Origin of the sequence: Kitasatospora sp. NPDC087315 (genome assembly GCF_044744345.1) — a bacterium.
In the GTDB taxonomy this organism is placed as follows: Bacteria; Actinomycetota; Actinomycetes; order Streptomycetales; family Streptomycetaceae; genus Kitasatospora.
On sequence record NZ_JBIUYD010000035.1, the window covers coordinates 52,081 to 71,038 of the forward strand.

The following is an 18,958-nucleotide window of genomic DNA, read 5'->3' on the forward strand; positions in this document are numbered from 1 at the left end:
AGGTCTCCCCTCCTCGGCCCGCTGCGGGGTAGCGTGGTGATCAGACTGCCGGTGAGCCCGTTCCCACCCTCGCGCCTGACCGGGCGATCACGGCGGCGATCCCCGTAACCAGCCGCCGGGAGGTCCCCGTGGTACAGGCATACATCCTGATCCAGACCGAGGTCGGCAAGGCCACTCCCGTGGCCGCGGCCATCTCCGAAATCCCAGGTGTCATCCAGGCCGAGGACGTGACCGGTCCCTACGACGTGATCGTGCGGGCCGAGTCCGAGACCGTCGACGACCTCGGCCGGCTCGTCGTCGCCAAGATCCAGAAGGTCGAGGGCATCACCCGGACCCTCACCTGTCCGGTGGTGCATCTGTAGGCCCGGCTACCATCGGCGGGTGGCCAGAGAACTCCGTGTCCCCCGCGTCCTGGCGGCACTGCCGGCCCCCGTCCGGTGGCTGGCGGTGCCCGTCGCGCTGACCTGCACCGTGGTGGTGCTGCTCGGCAGTTGGAGCGCGCCCGAGAAGATCGAGGCGCCGACGCCGACCAGCCGCCAGGCCGAGTACTGCCGCGCGCTGGTCGCCGCGCTGCCGTCGACCCTGCTCGGCCACCAGCGCCGGGACCCGTCCCCCGCCTCACCGTTCGTCGCGGCCTGGGACACCAGCCCGCGCACCGTGCTGCGCTGCGGCGTGCCGCACCCCGAGGGGCTCACCGGCGACCGCCAGGCCGAGATGTCCCCCACGGTCAACGACGTCACCTGGTGGCCGGAGCAGCTGAACGACGGCGGCTACCGGTTCACCGCCACCCAGCGCGCCGCCTTCGTCGAGGTGACCGTCCCCGGCGGGGTCACCGCCAACCCGCTGGACGCGGCCGCCGCCCTCTCCGACGTGGTGAAGGCCAACATCCCGTAGCGACACGGTAGGTGCGAGGGCGGGCCGGGAGCTTCCCGGCCCGCCGTCGTCCGTCGTCCGTCGCCGGTCCGGACCGGCTACCGCAGGCCGGTCGAACGGCGCAGCGCCGCCTGGAGCAGCCGGTCGACCAGCTCCGGGTACGTCAGCCCGCTGGCCTCCCACATCTTCGGGTAGGCCGAGATCGGGGTGAAGCCGGGCATGGTGTTGATCTCGTTGATCATCCAGCTGCCGTCGTCCAGCAGGAAGAAGTCCACCCGGGCCAGGCCCTCGCAGCCGAGCGCCTCGAAGGCCTCGACCGCCTGGCGCCGGATCTCGGCGGTCTCCGGCTCCGGGAGCCCGGCCGGGATCCGCACCTCGGAGGAGTCGATGTACTTGGCGTCGAAGTCGTAGAACTCGTAGCCGCCGCCGACCAGGATCTCGGCCGGCACGCTCGCCCGCGGCCCGTCCTCGAACTCCAGCACCGCGCACTCGATCTCGCGGCCGGAGACACCCGCCTCGATGATCAGCTTGGGGTCGTGCCGACGGGCCTCCTCGATCGCCGCGTCGAGGTCGGCGAGGTCCTTGACCTTGGTGATGCCCATGCTGGAACCGGCCCGGCAGGGCTTCACGAACAGCGGCAGGCCCAGCTCGGCGGCCCGCTCGCGGACGGCGGCGCGGCCCGCCTCGCTCTCCCACTCGCGCGGACGGACGACGGTGTACCGGCCGACGCCCAGGCCGTGCGAGGCCAGGACGCGCTTGGTGAACTCCTTGTCCATGCCGACCGCGCTGGCGAGCACGCCGTTGCCGACGTAGGGCACGCCGGAGAGCTCCAGCAGGCCCTGCAGGGTGCCGTCCTCCCCCCAGGGGCCGTGCAGCAGCGGGAAGACCACGTCGACCTCGCCGAGCACCTTGGGAGCGGAGCCCGGCTCGCTCCAGACCACCTCGCGGCTGCCCGGGTCGAGCGGCAGCGCGACCCGGCCGTCGAGGGCCTCGGCCACGTGGGCGACGTCCGGCAGACGGCCGTCGGTGATCGCCATCCGGGCCGGTTCGTCGCTGACCAGCGCCCAGCGGCCCTCGTGGGTGATGCCGATCGGCAGCACGTCGTACTTCTCGCGGTCGATCGCCCTGAGCACGCTGCCCGCGGTGGAGACCGAGATGGCGTGCTCGGAGCTGCGGCCGCCGAAGACGATCGCTACGCGCGGCTTCGCGGACGGATTCGGGGAGGTCTGTTCGATGCTCATATCGGGTTTGAGACTACCGTGCGAAAGGTTTCCGGAAAGTGTGCCGCCCCGGAATCCCCGGCGCCCGGGCGCCGGGGACGGGGGTGGGGACGGACGGCGGGAACAGGCCGCGGGGACGGGCCGTCAGTGCCGTTCCGGCTTGGCCGACCGCGCCATCAGCGCGGCCAGCGCCTCCTGGGTGGGCCGCCCGTTGTGCACCACGTCCACCACGGCCTCGACGATCGGCATGTCGACGCCGTTGCGCCGGGCCAGGTCGAGCACCGACTCGCAGGACTTCACGCCCTCCGCGGTCTGCCGGGTGGCGGCGATGGTCTCCGCCAGCGACATGCCCCGGCCGAGGTTGGTGCCGAAGGTGTGGTTGCGCGACAGCGGCGAGGAGCAGGTCGCCACCAGGTCGCCCATCCCGGCGAGCCCGGCGAAGGTGTACGGGTCGGCGCCGAGCGCCAGCCCCAGCCGGGTGGTCTCGGCCAGCCCGCGGGTGATCAGCGTCGCCTTGGTGTTGTCGCCGAGCCCCATGCCGTCGGCCATGCCGACCGCCAGGCCGATCACGTTCTTCACCGCGCCGCCCAGCTCGCAGCCGATCACGTCGCTGTTGGTGTACGGGCGGAAGTACGGGGTGTGGCAGGCCGCCTGGAGGCGCTTGGCGACCGACTCGTCGGTGCAGGCCACCACGCTCGCGGCGGGCTGCCGGTTGGCGATCTCCCGCGCCAGGTTGGGGCCGCTGACGACCGCGACCCGCTCCGGGCCGACCCCGGCGACCTCGGCGATCACCTCGCTCATCCGCTTCGCCGTGCCCAGCTCGATGCCCTTCATCAGGCTGACCAGCACGGTCCGCGGGCCGAGCAGCGGCGCCCAGGCGGCCAGGTTCTCGCGCAGCGTCTGCGAGGGCACCGCGAGCACCGCGAACTCCGCGCCGGCCAGCGCCTCGGCGGCGTCGGTGGTGGCCCGGATCGACGCCGGCAGCTCGACCTGCGGCAGGTAGTCCGGGTTCACCCGGGTGGTGTTGATGGCGTCCACCAGCTCCTGGCGGCGCCCCCAGAGCACCACCTCGCTGCCGGCGTCGGCCAGCACCATCGCGAACGCGGTCCCCCAGGAACCCGTCCCGAACACGGCACATCGGGTCACTTGCCGGCCTCCTCGGTTCCGTTCGTGCGCGTGCCCGCGGCCCGTTGCCGCTCGGCCGCCGCGGCGGTGGCCCGGCTCCGGGCGGCCGCGCGCATGTCGTACCGCTCGGCCGGCGGCTCCTCGCCGCGGATGTCGGCCAGCACGGCGGTGATCGCCGCCATGATGTCCTCGGTGGCGTCCCTGAGCACCTGGGCGGTCAGCTCCTGGCCCTGGTACTTGCTCAGGTCCACCGCGGGCCCGGCCGCCACCGTCACCCTGTGGCGCGGGAACAGGTTGAACCTGCCCCGCCCGGAACCGCCCCTGCCGTACGGCGGGATGATCTCGTGCGCGCCCCAGTGCGCCACCGGGATGACCGGCGCGCCGGTCATCAGCGCGACGCGGGCCACCCCGCTCTTGCCGGTCATCGGCCACAGGTCCGGATCCCGGGTGAGCGTGCCCTCCGGGTAGAACTGCACACACTGGCCGTTGTTGACCGCGTCGATCGCCGCCCGGAACGCGGCCGCGGCGTCGGTGGACTCGCGGAACACCGGGATCTGGCCGGTCTTGCGCAGCATGAACCCGATGAACGGCACCGAGAACAGCGAGGACTTCCCCAGGATGCGCGGCGGGCGCCCGCTGTTGTACTGCCAGTGCGCGTACACCACCGGGTCGATGATCGAGTTGTGGTTGACCGCGGCGATGAAGCCGCCCTTCTCCGGAAGGTGCTCCCAGCCCCGCCAGTCGGGCTTCACCAGGGCGGTCGTCACCGGCTTCACCAGCACGGCCGCGAAGCGGTACCAGATGCCGTAATCGGCGTTGCCGAAGCCGGCGTACGAGCGGCGGGCCACCCCAGGTCCTCCTCATCCGGTGCGGCACCCGGGGTGCCGCAGTCATAACCTTCCGGTGCCGCGCACCGGCGACCCGCTGCCCGGAACCCGGGCGCGGAACAGTCTCGCCCGACCGCTCACCGCCTGTCGAGCAACCCCGCCAGCACATCCGGCAGGCGTGATCAAACGCACGTCCGCACAGCTGGGACGGCCTGGCGAGAGCTCCTGGACCGGCGTCACAATGACGCCGATGACCCAGGACACCGTACGCCCCAGCGGGCCCGTCGCGCCCCCCGCACCCACCGGCGGCTGGTCGCTGGTGCTGCCGCTCAAGCCGCTCGCGCTGGCCAAGACCCGGCTGGCCCCGTTCGCCGGGCCGCACCGGGCGGACCTGGCACTCTCCTTCGCCCTCGACACCGTCGCCGCCGCCCTGGCGACCTCCGGGGTGTCCCGTGTACTGGTGGTCACCCGGGACCGGGACGCCGGCGCCCGGCTGGCCGCGCTGGGCGCCGTCGTCGTCGACGACGAGCCCGGCGGCGGCCTCAACCAGGCGTTGACGCACGGTGCGTCGGCCGCGCTGGCCCTCGCCCCGCACGCGCCGCTGGCGGCGCTCTCCGCCGACCTGCCGGCCCTGCGCCCGGCCGAACTGGCCCGGGTCCTGCGCGCCGTCCCGCCGACCGGGCGCGCCTTCCTGGCCGACAGCCCCGGGCTGGGCACCACGCTGCTCGCCTGCGCCCCCGGCAGCCCGCTCTCCCCCGCCTTCGGCGACGGCTCCCGGGCCCGGCACGCGGCCGGCGGCGCCCGCGAACTGCGGCTCGCGGGCGTGGAGTCGGTCCGTCGGGACGTCGACACCGGCGCCGACCTCACCGAGGCCCTCGCCCTCGGTGTCGGCCCGCACACCGGCGCCCTCGCGGTGCGGCTCGGACGCCCCTGAGCGGCGCCCCGGACCGCGTTCCCGGCCCCGGGCCGGGCTCCGGACGCCGCCCCGGCCTGTCGGTACCGCTCGCTATGCTGCTTCCATGCAGGCCACCGCGTTCACCTTCGACCCCGCCACCCGGGCCGGCTCCGTGCTGCTCGACGACGGGACCCCGGTGCCGTTCGACGCGGCCGCCTTCGACGCCGGCGGCCTCCGGCTGCTGCGCCCCGGCCAGCGGGTGCGCATCCGCACCGAGGGCTCCGGCGAGGCCCGCCGGGTGGTCTTCCTCACCCTGCAGACCTTTCCGGACCCGGCCGCCGGCTGACGCCTCCCTCTTTCCCGCTGGTTCCCGTCCGTTCCCGCCCGCGCGCCGGTCACTGCGCGCCATCGGATGCTGACTGAGGGCCCGGAAAACGGAAGAGCCGTGGCGGCCCGTCCACCCGGAATTCCGGGAGGGGGTACGCCACGGCTCTCGAAGGCCGTCCCGCGACTACTTCGCGCTGGTCTTGCGCGCGGTGGTCTTGCGGGTGGTGGTCTTCTTCGCCGGAGCCGTCTTCTTGGCCGTGGCGGTCGCCTTCTTGGCGGTGGCCGTGGTCTTCTTCGCGGCGGCGGTGGTGACCGTCTTCTTGGCAGCGGCCGTCTTCTTGGTCGCGGCGGCGGAGGTCTTCTTGGCGGCGGCCGTGGTGGCCGTCTTCTTGGCGGGAGTCGCCTTGGTGGCGGTCGCCTTCGTGGCGGTCGCCTTCTTGGCGGCGGCCGTGGTGGCCGTCTTCTTGGCGGCGGCCGTGGTGGCCGTCTTCTTGGCGGCGGCCTTCTTGGTCGCGGCCGGAGCGGCGGCAGCGGCAGCGGCCCGCTTGGTGGCGGCGCGCTTGGCGGCCGGCGTCGCGGCGACACCGCTCTTGCCCGGGGTGAGGGAGCCCTTGGGCGCCTTCTTCACCGAGGGGCCTTCCTTCGGCAGCTTCTTGGCGCCGCTGACCAGGTCCTTGAAGCCCTGGCCCGGACGGAAGCGGGGCACCGAGGTCTTCTTGACCTTGACCTTCTCACCGGTCTGCGGGTTGCGGGCGAAGCGCGCGGAGCGCTCCACCTTCTCAAAGGTGCCGAAACCGGTGACCGACACCCGGTCACCCGCCACAACGGCACGCACCATGGTGTCGAGCACTGCGTCGACGGCCTCTGCGGCAGCCTTGCGACCGCCCAGCTGCTCGGCCACCGCTTCGACAAGCTGAGCCTTGTTCACGTCTTCCCCTTCGGAAACGGGCGCCGGATGATTCCATCCGTTCATTTCGCACGTTAGGTATGTATCTGCGGACTTTCAATTACCAAACGCGCGAATCACCCTAGTGTCGCAATGGATTTGCGCGTCGGCGACCTCAGTCGACGGGCGGGCGCCCCTCGTCGAGGTCCTGCACAAAGCGACTCAACCGCCTTGCCGCCCCCGGAAGATCGCGCTTGGCGGTCTCGGTGACGATGAGGAGTTGACGGGTGAGAGCGGTCTTTGCATCGGCAGACACGTTCAGCGCATGCACGCGGGCGTGAGCTTGCTTCAACCGCTCGGCCACAAGCGCGTAGAGCGCTGCGACTTCCGGGTCGTCCGGCCCCTCAGCAGGTGAGGCGGCGGCGTCCGGCCGATCGTCAATTCGGCGTTCGGATCCCCGGCCCGTGGACTCCGGTGACGCGGGTTCGCCGCCCGCGTACGGAGGTTCATGGTGCCGGTGCATGTACTGATTGTGCCATCTACCCGCAGTTGTACTTGCGCGGGGCCCTCTGCGGCAATCCCAAATCGGCAATCGGGGGGCTGCTGCGGACCCGAACTCCTCGTTCGGAACGGCGGATGGCCCGCCCCCCCGAGGGGGGACGGGCCATCCGGCGGATCGTCAGAATGCTTGTTCTCAGCGGACTCTCAGGCAACCGGCAGAGTACGCGGCTTGAACGACGGCCGGGTCGCCTCGAAGGCCGCGATGTCGGCCTCGTTCTGCAGTGTGATGCTGATGTCATCCAGGCCGTTCAGCAGCCGCCAACGGACATTGTCGTCCAGCTCGAACGAGGCCGTGACGCCTTCGGCGCGCACCTCGCGGGCCTCCAGGTCGACGGTGATCTCGGCGGTCGGGTCGGCCTCGGTGAGCGCCCACAGCCGCTCCACCGTCTCCTGCGGCAGGACGACCGTGAGCAGGCCGTTCTTCAGCGAGTTACCACGGAAGATATCGGCGAAGCGGGACGAGATCACGGCGTGGAAACCGTAGTTCTGCAGTGCCCAGACGGCGTGTTCACGGGACGATCCGGTGCCGAACTCGGGGCCGGCCACCAGCACCGTGGCGCCCTGGCGCTCGGGCCGGTTGAGGATGAACGACTCGTCCTTGCGCCAGGCCTCGAACAGCCCGTCCTCAAAACCGGAACGGGTGACCTTCTTCAGCCAGTGCGCCGGGATGATCTGGTCGGTGTCGACATTGCTGCGGCGCAGCGGCACGGCCGAACCGGTGTGGGTGGTGAACTTCTCCATGCTGCTCAGGCCTCCACAGCGACGTCGGCGGTCAGATCGGCGGGTGCGGCCAGTCGGCCGAGCACCGCGGTCGCGGCGGCGACCTGCGGCGAGACCAGGTGGGTCCGGCCGCCCTTGCCCTGCCGGCCCTCGAAGTTGCGGTTCGAGGTGGAGGCGCAGCGCTCGCCGGGGGCCAGTTGGTCGGGGTTCATGCCCAGGCACATCGAGCAGCCCGCGTGGCGCCATTCGGCACCGGCCGCGGTGAACACCTTGTCCAGGCCCTCCTCGACGGCCTGCAGGGCGACCCGCACCGAGCCGGGGACGACCAGCATCCGCACGCCGTCGGCGATCCGGCGGCCCTCCACGATGGCCGCGGCGGCCCGCAGGTCCTCGATCCGGCCGTTGGTGCAGGAGCCGACGAAGACGGCGTCGACCTTGACCTCGCGCAGCGGGGTGCCGGCCTCCAGGCCCATGTACGCCAGGGCGTTCTCGGCGGCGGTCCGCTCCTGCGGGTCGGCGAAGGACGCCGGGTCGGGCACGGCGGAGCCGAGCGGCGCGCCCTGGCCCGGGTTGGTGCCCCAGGTGACGAACGGGGTCAGCTCGGTGGCGTCGATGAAGATCTCGTGGTCGAAGACCGCGTCCTCGTCGGTGGCCAGGGTCTTCCAGTACGCGACCGCGGCGTCCCAGTCCTCGCCCTTGGGCGCGTGCGGACGGCCTTCCAGGTAGTCGAAGGTGGTCTGGTCGGGGGCGATCATGCCGGCCCGGGCGCCCGCCTCGATGGACATGTTGCAGATGGTCATGCGGGCCTCCATGGAGAGGCCGCGGATGGCCGAGCCGCGGTATTCCAGGACGTAGCCCTGACCGCCGCCGGTGCCGATCCTGGTGATGATCGCCAGGATCAGGTCCTTGGCGGTGACGCCCTCGGGCAGCTCGCCCTCGACCGTGATCGCCATGGTCCTGAACGGCGCCAGCGGGAGGGTCTGGGTGGCCAGCACGTGCTCGACCTGGCTGGTGCCGATGCCGAACGCCAGGGCGCCGAACGCACCGTGGGTGGAGGTGTGAGAGTCCCCACAGACGACGGTGGTGCCGGGCTGGGTCAGGCCGAGCTGCGGGCCGACCACGTGGACGACGCCCTGCTCGATGTCGCCCAGCGAGTGGATCCGCACCCCGAACTCGGCGGCGTTGCGGCGCAGCGTCTCCAGCTGTACCCGGGAGACCGGGTCGGCGATCGGCTTGTCGATGTCCAGGGTCGGGGTGTTGTGGTCCTCGGTGGCGATCGTGAGATCGGTGCGGCGGACCGTGCGTCCGGCCAGCCGGAGGCCGTCGAAGGCCTGCGGGCTGGTCACCTCGTGCAGCAGGTGCAGGTCGATGTAGAGCAGGTCGGGCTCGCCCTCCGCGCGCCGCACGACGTGGTCGTCCCAGACCTTCTCTGCGAGTGTCCGTCCCATCGGGTTCCCTCCAGCCGGCCGCGTTGCCGGCCTTCTCGTGTCGTCGAGGTCAGTGCTTTCGCCGCCCTGTGAGGCTTGCGCCGCGCGACCTGCACGCCGGATCGGTGTCCACCATGCGGACGCTCTGCCGAGGCCGCATCCTGGACGTCTCCCGGGCTGCTCTCTCCAGAGTGGCGCTTTTCCCGGAAGATTGAACTTGCGTCTCGCGGAATGAGACTGCAGTCTTAGGGCATGGACAACTCTAGCGGCGTCGGCGTTCTCGACAAGGCCGCTCTGGTGCTGAGCGCACTGGAGTCGGGCCCCGCCACGTTGGCGGGGCTGGTCGCCGCCACCGGTCTGGCGCGGCCCACAGCCCACAGACTCGCCGTCGCACTCGAACACCACCGTCTGGTCACCAGGGACATGCAGGGGCGGTTCATCCTCGGCCCCCGTCTCTCCGAACTCTCCGCCGCGGCGGGCGAGGACCGGCTGCTCGCCACCGCGGGCCCGGTCCTGACCCACCTGCGCGACGTCACCGGCGAGAGCGCACAGCTCTACCGCCGGCAGGGCGAGATGCGGATCTGCGTAGCCGCCGCCGAGCGGCTCTCCGGTCTGCGGGACACCGTCCCGGTCGGCAGCACCCTGCCGATGAAGGCCGGCTCGGCCGCCCAGGTCCTGCTGGCCTGGGAGGAGCCCGAGCGGCTCCACCGCGGCCTCCAGGGCGCCCGCTTCACCGCCACCGCGCTGAGCGGCGTCCGGCGCCGCGGCTGGGCCCAGTCCATCGGCGAGCGCGAGCCGGGCGTGGCGTCCGTCTCCGCGCCCGTCCGCGGCCCCTCCAACCGCGTGGTGGCCGCCGTCTCCGTCTCCGGCCCGATCGAGCGCCTGACCCGCCACCCGGGCCGGCTGCACGCCCAGGCCATCATCGAGGCCGCCAACCGCCTCACCGAGGCACTCCGCCGCGGCTGAGCGGCACCGGCGGACAACGGAAAGGGCCCGCACCGGAAACTCCGGTACGGGCCCTTTTCCGCTGCGCCCGGGAAAGTCACCCGGGGTCGGGGCGCCCCGGGAAAGCCACCGGGGAAGGCCGCTCCGGAAAACGCAAAAGCCCCGGATCTCCGGGGCTTTTATTTCTGGCTGGGGTACCAGGACTCGAACCTAGACTAAATGAACCAGAATCACTCGTGCTGCCAATTACACCATACCCCAACAAAGCATTCAGCCGATGGGCGAGCCCACCGGCCTTCCTGCTCTGGTACCCCCGACCGGATTCGAACCGGCGCTACTGCCGTGAGAGGGCAGCGTGCTAGGCCGCTACACAACGGGGGCTTTCTTGGTGACCCCTTGCGGGATCAGTACCCCCGACCGGATTCGAACCGGCGCTACTGCCGTGAGAGGGCAGCGTGCTAGGCCGCTACACAACGGGGGCTTTCTTGGCGATCCCTTGCGGGATCAGTACCCCCGACCGGATTCGAACCGGCGCTACTGCCGTGAGAGGGCAGCGTGCTAGGCCGCTACACAACGGGGGCTTGTACTGCTTCGGTACTGCTGGGCACTGCGGTTACTGCAAGGGTACTGCGCTGGGGTACCAGGACTCGAACCTAGACTAAATGAACCAGAATCACTCGTGCTGCCAATTACACCATACCCCACCGGAGTTCAACCCCCTGACGGGGTCTTGCTCGGCGCTGCTCCGCCTGCTTGGTCCTGACGAGGTTTCTGGTCCCTCGCCGTTCCCTCCCGGGCGGCGCAGAAAGAACATTACCCGATGCCGGGCGCGGCTCCAAAATCGATAACCGCAGGCCGGGCCGGGAACGCCGCGGGCCCGGCCTGAAGCCGGGCCCGCGACCTGCTCGGAGGCTGCCTCAGGCGGCCGGAACGGCCGCCAGGGCGGCGGTCAGCCGACGCAGCGTCTCGGGGCGCCCGAGCAGCTCCATCGACTCGAACAGCGGCGGGGAGACCCGCCGGCCCGTGACGGCCACCCGCAGCGGTGTGAAGGCGAACTTGGGCTTGATGCCCAGCCCCTCCACCAGCGCCTCGCGCAGCGCCGCCTGGATCGGCTCCGGGGAGAAGTCCTCCAGCGCCTCCAGTGCCTTGATGCTGGCCTCCAGCACCGGGCGGGCGTCCGCGGTGAGCACCTTGGCCGCGTCGTCCGGGTCGAGCGTGAAGTCGGCCGGGTCGACGAAGAGGAAGCCCGCCATGTTGACGATCTCGCTCAGCACGACCATCCGCTCCTGGGTGAGCGGTGCCACCTTGGCCAGCAGCTCCAGCTGCGCGGCGGTCGGCTCGGCCGGGAGCAGGCCGGGGGCCTGCAGGTACGGCACCAGCCGGCGGACGAAGTCCTCCGGGGCCAGCCGGCGCAGGTGCTCGGCGTTGACGTGCTCGCACTTCTTCAGGTCGAAGCGGGCCGGGTTGGCGTTGACGTCCGCGATGTCGAACGCCTCGACCAGCTGCTCCACGCTGAAGATGTCGTCGTCCGCGGAGAGCGACCAGCCCAGCAGGGACAGGTAGTTGAGCAGGCCCTCACGGATGAAGCCGCGCTCGCGGTACAGGTTGAGCGAGGCCTGCGGGTCCCGCTTGGAGAGCTTCTTGTTGCCCTCGCCCATCACGTACGGCAGGTGGCCGAAGCGCGGGGTGCTGCCGTCGCCGACACCGATCTCGGCGAGCGCCGCGTACAGCGCGATCTGGCGGGGGGTCGAGGAGAGCAGGTCCTCGCCGCGCAGCACATGGGTGATGTTCATCAGCGCGTCGTCCACCGGGTTGACCAGGGTGTAGAGCGGCGCGCCGTTGGCCCGGACGATCCCGTAGTCCGGCACGTTCTCCGGCTCGAAGGTGAGCGTGCCGCGCACCAGGTCGTCGAAGCTGATGGTGGTGTCGGGCATCCGGAAGCGCAGGATGGGCTCGCGCTTCTCCAGCTTGTAGACGGCGACCTGATCGCCCGTCAGGTCCCGGCAGTGGCCGTCGTAGCCGGAGGGCCGGCCGGCCGCGCGGGCGGCCTCGCGGCGGGCGTCCAGCTCCTCGGTGCTGCAGTAGCAGTAGTAGGCGTGGCCGGCCTCGTGCAGGCGGCGGGCGACGTCGGCGTAGATGTCCATCCGCTGCGACTGCCGGTACGGCTCGTGCGGGCCGCCGGTCCCCGGGCCCTCGTCCCAGTCGAAGCCGAGCCACCGCATGGCGTCGAGCAGCTGGTTGTACGACTCCTCGGAGTCGCGGGCGGAGTCGGTGTCCTCGATCCGGAAGACCAGCGTGCCGCCGTTGTGGCGGGCGAAGGCCCAGTTGAAGAGGGCGGTACGGACCAGGCCCACGTGCGGGTTCCCGGTCGGGGACGGACAGAAACGGACCCGGACGGTGGGGTCGGTGTTAGCCACGCTTGATCACCTTGTTGGTGAGAGTGCCGATGCCTTCGATGGAGACGGCGACCTGGTCGCCGACGTTGAGGGGGCCCACCCCAGCGGGTGTACCGGTGAGGATGACGTCGCCGGGCAGCAGCGTCATGGCCTCGGAGATGTGGACGATCAGCTCGGCGACCGAGCGGACCATCAGGGAGGTGCGGCCGGTCTGCCGCGGCTCGCCGTTGACCGTGCAGGTGATGGCGAGGTCGGCCGGGTCGAGGTCGGTCTCGATCCACGGGCCGAGCGGGCAGGCGGTGTCGAAGCCCTTGGCGCGGGCCCACTGGCCCTCGCGCTGCTGGACGTCCCGCGCCGTGACGTCGTTGGCGCAGGTGTAGCCGAGGATCACCTCGGGCACCCGGTCCAGCGGGACCTCGCGGCACATCCGGCCGATCACCACGGCCAGTTCGGCCTCGTAGTGGACGTCCGAGGAGAACGGCGGGTAGGCGATCGACTCGGTCGGGCCGATCACCGAGGTGGACGGCTTGAAGAAGGTGAGCGGGACGTCCGGGACGTCGTTGCCGAGTTCGGCCGCGTGCGCCGCGTAGTTGCGGCCGACCGCGATGATCTTGTTGGGCAGCATCGGGCTGAGCAGCCGCACGTCCTGGAAGCGGTAGCTCTCGCCGGTCGGCTGGGGCTGCCCGAAGGGGTGGCCGGCCAGGGCGTGGACGACCAGTGACTCGGGCTGGGCGGGGTCGCCCTCGACCACGCCGAAGGAGACGCTGCCGGCGGCAGGGCTCCCCTCCCGGACGGAAAACCTGGCAATGCGCACGGCTGGGCTACCCCTCGCTTCGTCGGCCGCCCGGGGCGCGCCCGGGCGCTGGTGGGCGCCGCGCCCGTTGGGCCCGGCCCCGCTCAATCGTCGTCCAGGCTATCGCGTGAGCCCCCGGCTGACCGCTTTGCCCCTGTTCAGCGCGGTTGCGTCCGGCCCGCGCCGGGCCTGCCCGGGGACGCCGAAGGGCGCCTCGGCCGCACGGTGGGGTGCGGCCGAGGCGCCCTTCGGCGAAGCGGGTCCGGTCAGTCCTGCGGGACGGCGACCACCGGTGCGACCATCAGCGTGGTGCGGCGCGGGTTGGCCGTGCTGGCCGGCAGCTCGGTGGAGTAGACGACGACCTGCTCCGCCCGGCGGGCGCCGGGGATCTTGCTGAAGTCCTCGACCGAGGCCAGCGTGGTCCGGCGCGGGTTCGCCGTGGAGCGGCAGGACAGCGTGGACTTGGTGGCGGCCTTCTTCGCCTGGGACATCGCGTCAGCACCTCGGGGTCGCGGCCCGGCGCGTCCACGGGGAATCGGCGCCGGCCTGAGTGATTCGGGGGATTCTGGGCAGGCTGATCGGGGCCGTGCTCCGGATGCAGCCAGATTACGGATCTCTTTCCACAGCCACCGTGACCAAAGCTACACATTCACCTGTGATTTTGCTCACAAATTGAAGAGCAATTCTCTTATATCCGACATATCGCTGCATCAGATTTTGCCGACATACCGGAAATAACGGGCATTCGGGAAGCTCTGTGACTCTTGTTGATCTCGGGTCAGGTTGGCATGTATCCGGCGAGTGTCCGAAAAAGGCGGTATTCCGGTCCGGTTGGCACACAGTCAGTGAAGTCATGCGCGCGTTCGGTAGCGCCACGCGGGGTGCCCTGTCGGCCCTTGTTGGGATTCCGCCGCTGTGCTGGAATGCCACGGACCGTGGGTAGGGAGCAGTCCACCCCGGCGACCCGCTCTCCCGGACCGGCCGGGGTGCGGATGGAAACTCCACACCGTCCAGGCTGCGGCGACGCGGCGGGACGCCCGGTCCAGAGGTTGCGACGCCAGTGCAGGGACGTTTCAAAAGGGGTAGCGGCGCCGCGGGTGACCCGGAGTCGCGTGAGCCCACAGCAGGCCCCCAGCAGGCGGTAGCGCCCGGCGGCCCGGCCGAACCGGCCCTCGAGGCGCCCGGCCGGCCCGGCCCCGGTGGCCCCGACTCCGGCCACCCTGGCTCCGGTGGCCCCGACTCCGGCCGGCAGGAGGACGACGGGCAGCAGGACCGGAAGTCGACCCGGGACAAGCTCCGCAAGACCCTCACCCGCCGGCGCGCCAAGGGCATGAGCCGGCTGGCGCTGCGCAACTGGCGGATCCGTACCCGCCTGATCGCCCTGCTCGCCCTGCCCGTGCTCGTCGCCCTCGTCCTCGGTGGCCTGCGCATCCAGACCTCGCTAGAGGCCTCGCAGCAGCTCGCCCAGATGGCCAACCTCTCCGATCTGGCCAAGAAGGCGACCAACCTCGCCGACGCCCTGCAGAACGAGCGGGACATCAGCGCCGGGCCGATCACCCACGACCCGGCCGCCCCGCTCGACGACGACATCGTCGCCGCCCGCAAGAAGACCGACGATCTGAGCCGCACCTTCACCGCCTCCTCGGAGAAGTTCGAGAACCTGGAACTCTCCGGCGGCAAGGCGCTGCTCTTCCAGATCCGCAAGGACCTGAACTCGATCTCGGACGCGCGCAACACGCCGTACCAGAACAACCAGAACATCCAGTCGACGATCACGGCCTACGACGTGATCATCCGCGACCTGCTGTCGATCACCCAGGACATCGCGCTCGGCTCCAACAACAAGGACCTGGTCCGCGCCACCCGCGCCCTCCAGCAGTTCTCGCTGGCCAAGAACACCACCTCGCAGCAGCGCGCCCTGATCAGCGCCGCGCTCGCCAACCCGAAGGCCCCGAACCTCAGCCTGAGCGACGAGTCCTTCGGTATCCGCCTGCGCGCCTCCTACGACAACGCGCTCACCAGCTTCAACAACATCTACACCTCGCACGACCTGGACAACCTGCGCGGCCAGCTCAGCTACAACTCGGTGGTCGCCGACGCCGACCGCTACGCGCGCTCGATCCTCCAGCAGAGCGGTATCCAGCAGACCGACCCGGTCTCCTACAAGGACTGGTACGAGAAGGCCAGCGCCAAGATCACCGCCGAGCGGCGGATCGAGAGCAAGCTGATCGAGGACCTGGACGGCAAGGCCCAGGACCTCCAGTCCGCCGCCGACACCGAGGCCCTGATCATCGGTGCCGCCGTCGCCCTGGTGCTGCTCGTCGCCCTCGGTGGCGCCGGTCTGATCGCCCGCTCGATGGTGCGCTCGCTGACCAGGCTGCAGGCCGCGGCCGAGGACGTCGCCGAGCGGCGGCTGCCCGAGCTGGTCAAGACGCTCTCCGAGAGCGACCCGCACGACGTCGACGTCACCGTCGAGCCCGTCGGCGTCGACTCCGCCGACGAGATCGGCCACGTGGCGCACGCCTTCGACATGGTGCACAGCGAGGCCGTCCGCCTCGCCGCCGAGCAGGCCCTCCTGCGCGGCAACATCAACGCGATGTTCACCAACCTCTCGCGCCGCAGCCAGGGCCTCATCCAGCGCCAGCTGTCGCTCATCTCCGAGCTGGAGAGCCGCGAGGCCGACCCGGACCAGCTGGCCAACCTCTTCAAGCTGGACCACCTCGCGACCCGTATGCGCCGCAACGGCGAAAACCTCCTCGTCCTCGCCGGTGAGGACCCGGGCCGCCGCTGGACCCGCCCGGTCCCGCTGGTCGACGTGCTCCGCGCCGCCGCCTCCGAGGTGGAGCAGTACGAACGCATCGAGCTCGCCACGGTGCCGTCGGCCGAGGTCGCCGGCCGCGTCGTCAACGACCTCGTCCACCTGCTCGCCGAGCTGCTGGAGAACGCCACCTCGTTCTCCAGCCCGCAGACCCGGGTCCGGGTCACCGGCCACGCCCTGCCGGACGGCCGGGTGCTGGTCGAGATCCACGACACCGGCATCGGCCTGAGCCCCGACGACCTCGCCGACATCAACGAGCGGCTGGCCAGCCCGCCGACCGTGGACGTCTCGGTCTCCCGTCGCATGGGCCTGTTCGTGGTCGGCCGCCTGTCGCTGCGTCACGGCATCCGGATCCAGCTGCGCCCCAGCGACTCCGGCGGCACCACCGCGCTGGTCATGCTCCCGGTGGACGTCACCAACTCGGCCGACCGCCGCGGCGCCGGCCGGCCCGGCTCCGCGCAGGCCAAGCAGCAGCGCGGGGCCGCCCCGACGCCGCGTCAGCAGCGCCAGATGCCCGGCAACCCCAACGGCGGCCCGAACGGCGGCCCGGCCGCGCTCGGCCAGGGCCCGGCGGGCGGCGCCCCGCAGGGCCGTCCGCAGCTCGGCCAGGGCGGCCCCGGCGGCCAGGCGGGCCCGGGTGCGCCGGGTGCGCCCGCCGGCCCGGGTGGCCGGCCCGGGCAGGGCGGCCGCAACGGTGGCGGTCTGCCGACCCGGCAGGCCGGCCAGTCGCTGCGCGAGGGCCAGCAGCCGCAGGGCAAGCAGCCGCAGGGCCAGCCGGCACCGAACCAGCAGGGCGGTCTGCCCCCGCAGGGCCCGGGCCGGCAGGGCCCGCCGCAGGGCGGCCCGGGCGGTCTGCCGCGCCGCGGCGGCCAGCAGCCCGGCCGGCCGCAGCCCGCTCAGGGCCGGCCCGCCGACGGCGGCCGCCCCGGCCAGGAGCGTCCGCGCGCCGAGTTCGACGGCGGGCCCGGTGCCCGGACCGCCGAGCAGCCGCAGCACGGCTGGGCCGACCAGCCGGGCCGTCCGGGTGGGCCCGGCGGGCCGCAGGGCCAGGGGGCCCGTCCGGGCAACCGCCCGCAGGACGGGCTGCCGCAGCGCCGCCAGCCGGGGCAGGCTCCGCAGGGACCGGGTGCCCCGGGCGGCCAGGCTCCGCAGGGGCCGCGCCGGCCGCAGCGTCCCGGCCCCGGCCCGGAGGCGCCGCAGCGCGCCCAGCAGCCGCAGCTCCCGCCGCAGCAGTTCCAGCCGCAGCCGCCGCAGCAGGCCCAGCCGCTGCCGTCGGCCGAGCCGTCGTCGATGGAGAGCACCGCGCAGTTCGCCCGGCCGCGCTTCGAGGCCAGCGAGATCGACCCGCGTGACCCGCTGGGCCTCGGCCTGGTCGAGCCGGTGCTGCCGAACGTGCCGACCCCGCCCCGTCCGGAGCCGGTCCGCCAGGAGCAGGCGCGGCCCGAGCCGGTCCGGCAGGAGCAGTTCCGCCAGGAGCCGATGGCGCTGCCGACCGGCCCGTCCGAGGGCGGTGCCCAGGGCGGTCTGCCGGACTTCGGGCAGGACGGGCAGTCGTGGGCCCGCGAGGACGGCCGGGCCCGCTCGTACCAGCCGCGCCGGCCCGGGACGACCGCGCCGGGCTTCCAGGAGCCGGCACCGGGTCAGCAGGCCCAGGCCCAGCAGGCTCCGGCCCAGCAGGCCCAGCAGGCCGAACAGGCTCAGCAGCCGCAGCCGGGCCAGCCGGCCGGTCCGGACGACGCCCCGTGGCGCCCGTCCGCGAACGACGAGCGCTGGCGCCGGGCCGAGCAGGTCCGCGAGCCCTCCACCAGTGGCGTCACCATGTCCGGCCTCCCCCGGCGGACCCCGCAGGCCAACCTGGTCTCCGGCACCGCCGAGGCGTCCCCGCTGACCGGTCCGCAGGTCTCCCGCGCCCCCGAGGAGGTGCGCGGCCGGCTGACCAACCTGCGGCGCGGCATCCAGCAGGGCCGCCGGGCCGGTGCGGAACAGGCTGGCCAGGGCAACCCGGCGGGCTTCAACCATGGTGTCCAGCAGCCCGGCTTCGACGGTTTCGGAGGCCGGGAAGACGGCAACGGCGCAGATCATCAGGAGCGTTGAGTTGAATCAGATGAGCCAGGCCGCACAGAACCTGAACTGGCTGATCACCAATTTCGTGGACAACACCCCCGGGGTGTCGCACACGGTGGTGGTCTCCGCGGACGGCCTCCTGCTGTGCATGTCCGAGGGATTCCCCCGCGACCGCGCCGACCAGCTCGCCGCCGTCGCCTCCGGCCTCACCTCCCTCACCTCCGGCGCCAGCCGGATCTTCGAGGGCGGCGAGGTCAACCAGACCGTCGTCGAGATGGAACGCGGATTCCTCTTCCTCATGGCGGTCAGCGACGGCTCCGCCCTCGCCGTACTCGCCTCCCCCGACTCCGACATCGGCCTCGTCGGATACGAAATGGCCCTGCTCGTCGACCGGGCCGGCGCCGTCCTCACCCCCGCACTCCGCGCAGAGCTTCAGGGCAGTCTTTTGCACTGAGCGGACATCCCCCCGTCCCACCTCCCCGCCGGGTCTGACCCGACCAGGCCCGGCGTCTCACCCTCAGCTACCCTCAGGCAGCTGATTTCGCCTCGGCTGGCACCGCCCCAGCTGGAACCGGCTGCCCAAGGCTGCAGCACAAGGAGGACCCATGACCCCGCCTTCGACACCCGCCGGCTCGTACGGCAGTGGGTACGGCAGCGGCTACGGCGGGCAGCAGTCCGACGGCTACGAGCAGCAGCCGCTGGTCCGCCCGTACGCGATGACCGGAGGCCGTACCAGGCCCCGGTACCAGCTCGCCATCGAGGCGCTGATCTCGACCACCGCCTCGGCCGACCGGACCGGCGGCCTGCTGCCGGAGCACACCCGGATCGTCAGCCTCTGCCGTGAGGTCAAGTCCATCGCGGAGATCTCCGCACTGGCCGGCGTGCCACTCGGTGTGGCCCGCATCCTCGTGGCCGACCTGGCCGAGGCCGGCCTCGTCGCCATCCACCAGCCCGCCGCCGCGGGCGAGTCGGGCGGAACGCCCGATGTCACGCTGCTCGAAAGGGTCCTCAGTGGACTTCGCAAGCTCTAACGCGGCCGCCCCCACCCGCGCCACCACCTCCGCGAAGATCGTCGTCGCCG

18 protein-coding genes and 5 tRNA genes are annotated in these 18,958 nt (G+C 72.0%); 8 read left to right on the top strand and 15 right to left on the bottom strand.

The window, feature by feature from the left end:
• The first annotated feature begins 128 nt into the window (after positions 1-128).
• Entirely contained in the window at positions 129-362 is a 234-nt protein-coding gene (locus ACIO5D_RS34920) for an Lrp/AsnC family transcriptional regulator (RefSeq protein ID WP_400658652.1), read from the top strand.
• Between the two features lie 19 nt (positions 363-381).
• The gene (locus ACIO5D_RS34925; RefSeq protein WP_400761482.1) at positions 382-894 is read left to right on the top strand and encodes a DUF3515 family protein; all 513 of its coding nucleotides are present in this window, start codon (positions 382-384) and stop codon (positions 892-894) included.
• 77 nt (positions 895-971) lie between these two features.
• Here the strand turns inward: ACIO5D_RS34925 and ACIO5D_RS34930 are convergent, their stop codons facing one another.
• From ACIO5D_RS34930 to ACIO5D_RS34940, 3 genes are all read right to left on the bottom strand, one after another.
• Positions 972-2,114, bottom strand: coding sequence for a D-alanine--D-alanine ligase family protein (locus tag ACIO5D_RS34930; protein ID WP_363608878.1), 1,143 nt, complete (start codon positions 2,112-2,114; stop codon positions 972-974).
• Between the two features lie 123 nt (positions 2,115-2,237).
• Positions 2,238-3,239, bottom strand: a complete 1,002-nt coding sequence (locus tag ACIO5D_RS34935; protein WP_363608876.1) for an NAD(P)H-dependent glycerol-3-phosphate dehydrogenase — start codon at positions 3,237-3,239, stop codon at positions 2,238-2,240.
• Entirely contained in the window at positions 3,236-4,066 is an 831-nt protein-coding gene (locus tag ACIO5D_RS34940) for a lysophospholipid acyltransferase family protein (protein WP_363608874.1), read from the bottom strand. Before ACIO5D_RS34940 ends, ACIO5D_RS34935 begins: the two co-directional genes overlap by 4 nt.
• Positions 4,067-4,295: 229 nt before the next feature.
• On the opposite strand from ACIO5D_RS34940, the gene cofC reads away from it, so the two are divergent.
• Positions 4,296-4,979, top strand: a complete 684-nt coding sequence (gene cofC / locus ACIO5D_RS34945) for a 2-phospho-L-lactate guanylyltransferase (RefSeq protein WP_363608872.1) — start codon at positions 4,296-4,298, stop codon at positions 4,977-4,979.
• An 85-nt stretch (positions 4,980-5,064) separates the two neighbouring features.
• Positions 5,065-5,286 carry a hypothetical protein gene (locus ACIO5D_RS34950; RefSeq protein WP_363608870.1) on the top strand — a complete coding sequence of 74 codons (222 nt, stop codon included), beginning with the start codon at positions 5,065-5,067 and terminating at the stop codon, positions 5,284-5,286.
• A gap of 165 nt (positions 5,287-5,451) precedes the next feature.
• Here ACIO5D_RS34950 and ACIO5D_RS34955 read toward each other — a convergent pair whose 3' ends face one another.
• The 4 genes from ACIO5D_RS34955 to leuC all read right to left on the bottom strand — a co-directional run bounded on the left by ACIO5D_RS34955 (position 5,452) and on the right by leuC (position 8,882).
• Complete coding sequence (locus ACIO5D_RS34955) at positions 5,452-6,195, bottom strand: HU family DNA-binding protein (RefSeq protein ID WP_400800110.1); 744 nt, start codon at positions 6,193-6,195, stop codon at positions 5,452-5,454.
• Positions 6,196-6,328: 133 nt separating this feature from the next.
• Complete coding sequence (locus tag ACIO5D_RS34960) at positions 6,329-6,676, bottom strand: hypothetical protein (protein ID WP_400658647.1); 348 nt, start codon at positions 6,674-6,676, stop codon at positions 6,329-6,331.
• Positions 6,677-6,858: 182 nt separating this feature from the next.
• Positions 6,859-7,455 carry a 3-isopropylmalate dehydratase small subunit gene (gene leuD / locus ACIO5D_RS34965; protein ID WP_363608866.1) on the bottom strand — a complete coding sequence of 199 codons (597 nt, stop codon included), beginning with the start codon at positions 7,453-7,455 and terminating at the stop codon, positions 6,859-6,861.
• A 5-nt stretch (positions 7,456-7,460) separates the two neighbouring features.
• On the bottom strand, positions 7,461-8,882 hold the full coding sequence (leuC, locus tag ACIO5D_RS34970; RefSeq protein WP_363608864.1) for a 3-isopropylmalate dehydratase large subunit: 1,422 nt from the start codon (positions 8,880-8,882) through the stop codon (positions 7,461-7,463).
• 231 nt (positions 8,883-9,113) lie between these two features.
• On the opposite strand from leuC, the gene ndgR reads away from it, so the two are divergent.
• A complete protein-coding gene (ndgR, locus tag ACIO5D_RS34975) occupies positions 9,114-9,827 on the top strand; it encodes an IclR family transcriptional regulator NdgR (RefSeq protein ID WP_148642806.1) in 714 nt (237 codons plus the stop codon).
• A gap of 165 nt (positions 9,828-9,992) precedes the next feature.
• Here the strand turns inward: ndgR and ACIO5D_RS34980 are convergent.
• The 8 genes from ACIO5D_RS34980 to ACIO5D_RS35015 all read right to left on the bottom strand — a co-directional run bounded on the left by ACIO5D_RS34980 (position 9,993) and on the right by ACIO5D_RS35015 (position 13,486).
• Positions 9,993-10,067, bottom strand: a tRNA-Gln gene (locus ACIO5D_RS34980).
• 44 nt (positions 10,068-10,111) lie between these two features.
• Positions 10,112-10,187: transfer RNA gene (locus ACIO5D_RS34985), tRNA-Glu, on the bottom strand.
• Positions 10,188-10,214: 27 nt separating this feature from the next.
• Positions 10,215-10,287: transfer RNA gene (locus ACIO5D_RS34990), tRNA-Glu, on the bottom strand.
• Between the two features lie 27 nt (positions 10,288-10,314).
• Positions 10,315-10,387: transfer RNA gene (locus ACIO5D_RS34995), tRNA-Glu, on the bottom strand.
• Positions 10,388-10,438: 51 nt separating this feature from the next.
• A tRNA-Gln gene (locus tag ACIO5D_RS35000) sits at positions 10,439-10,510 on the bottom strand.
• A 213-nt stretch (positions 10,511-10,723) separates the two neighbouring features.
• The gene (gene gltX / locus ACIO5D_RS35005; RefSeq protein ID WP_400800113.1) at positions 10,724-12,223 is read right to left on the bottom strand and encodes a glutamate--tRNA ligase; all 1,500 of its coding nucleotides are present in this window, start codon (positions 12,221-12,223) and stop codon (positions 10,724-10,726) included.
• Positions 12,216-13,016 carry a fumarylacetoacetate hydrolase family protein gene (locus ACIO5D_RS35010; RefSeq protein ID WP_363608860.1) on the bottom strand — a complete coding sequence of 267 codons (801 nt, stop codon included), beginning with the start codon at positions 13,014-13,016 and terminating at the stop codon, positions 12,216-12,218. The genes gltX and ACIO5D_RS35010 overlap by 8 nt, the downstream gene beginning before the upstream one ends.
• 245 nt (positions 13,017-13,261) lie before the next feature.
• On the bottom strand, positions 13,262-13,486 hold the full coding sequence (locus ACIO5D_RS35015; protein WP_363608858.1) for a hypothetical protein: 225 nt from the start codon (positions 13,484-13,486) through the stop codon (positions 13,262-13,264).
• A gap of 569 nt (positions 13,487-14,055) precedes the next feature.
• Here ACIO5D_RS35015 and ACIO5D_RS35020 point away from each other — a divergent pair.
• The 3 genes from ACIO5D_RS35020 (at position 14,056) to ACIO5D_RS35030 (ending at position 18,908) form a co-directional block, all read left to right on the top strand.
• Positions 14,056-17,907, top strand: coding sequence for a nitrate- and nitrite sensing domain-containing protein (locus ACIO5D_RS35020; RefSeq protein ID WP_400800116.1), 3,852 nt, complete (start codon positions 14,056-14,058; stop codon positions 17,905-17,907).
• A 10-nt stretch (positions 17,908-17,917) separates the two neighbouring features.
• On the top strand, positions 17,918-18,331 hold the full coding sequence (locus tag ACIO5D_RS35025) for a roadblock/LC7 domain-containing protein (protein ID WP_030057391.1): 414 nt from the start codon (positions 17,918-17,920) through the stop codon (positions 18,329-18,331).
• Between the two features lie 151 nt (positions 18,332-18,482).
• A complete protein-coding gene (locus tag ACIO5D_RS35030; protein WP_400658640.1) occupies positions 18,483-18,908 on the top strand; it encodes a DUF742 domain-containing protein in 426 nt (141 codons plus the stop codon).
• Positions 18,909-18,958 lie beyond the last annotated feature (50 nt).

Excerpts from the sequence above, each read along its gene's own strand:
- ACIO5D_RS34930 (WP_363608878.1), bottom strand. The coding sequence starts at position 2,114 with ATGAGCATCGAACAGACCTCCCCGAATCCGTCCGCGAAGCCGCGCGTA.
- cofC (WP_363608872.1), top strand. The coding sequence starts at position 4,296 with ATGACCCAGGACACCGTACGCCCCAGCGGGCCCGTCGCGCCCCCCGCA.
- ACIO5D_RS34950 (WP_363608870.1), top strand. The coding sequence starts at position 5,065 with ATGCAGGCCACCGCGTTCACCTTCGACCCCGCCACCCGGGCCGGCTCC.
- ACIO5D_RS34960 (WP_400658647.1), bottom strand. The coding sequence starts at position 6,676 with ATGCACCGGCACCATGAACCTCCGTACGCGGGCGGCGAACCCGCGTCA.
- leuD (WP_363608866.1), bottom strand. The coding sequence starts at position 7,455 with ATGGAGAAGTTCACCACCCACACCGGTTCGGCCGTGCCGCTGCGCCGC.
- leuC (WP_363608864.1), bottom strand. The coding sequence starts at position 8,882 with ATGGGACGGACACTCGCAGAGAAGGTCTGGGACGACCACGTCGTGCGG.
- ndgR (WP_148642806.1), top strand. The coding sequence starts at position 9,114 with ATGGACAACTCTAGCGGCGTCGGCGTTCTCGACAAGGCCGCTCTGGTG.
- ACIO5D_RS35015 (WP_363608858.1), bottom strand. The coding sequence starts at position 13,486 with ATGTCCCAGGCGAAGAAGGCCGCCACCAAGTCCACGCTGTCCTGCCGC.
- ACIO5D_RS35025 (WP_030057391.1), top strand. The coding sequence starts at position 17,918 with ATGAGCCAGGCCGCACAGAACCTGAACTGGCTGATCACCAATTTCGTG.
- ACIO5D_RS35030 (WP_400658640.1), top strand. The coding sequence starts at position 18,483 with ATGACCCCGCCTTCGACACCCGCCGGCTCGTACGGCAGTGGGTACGGC.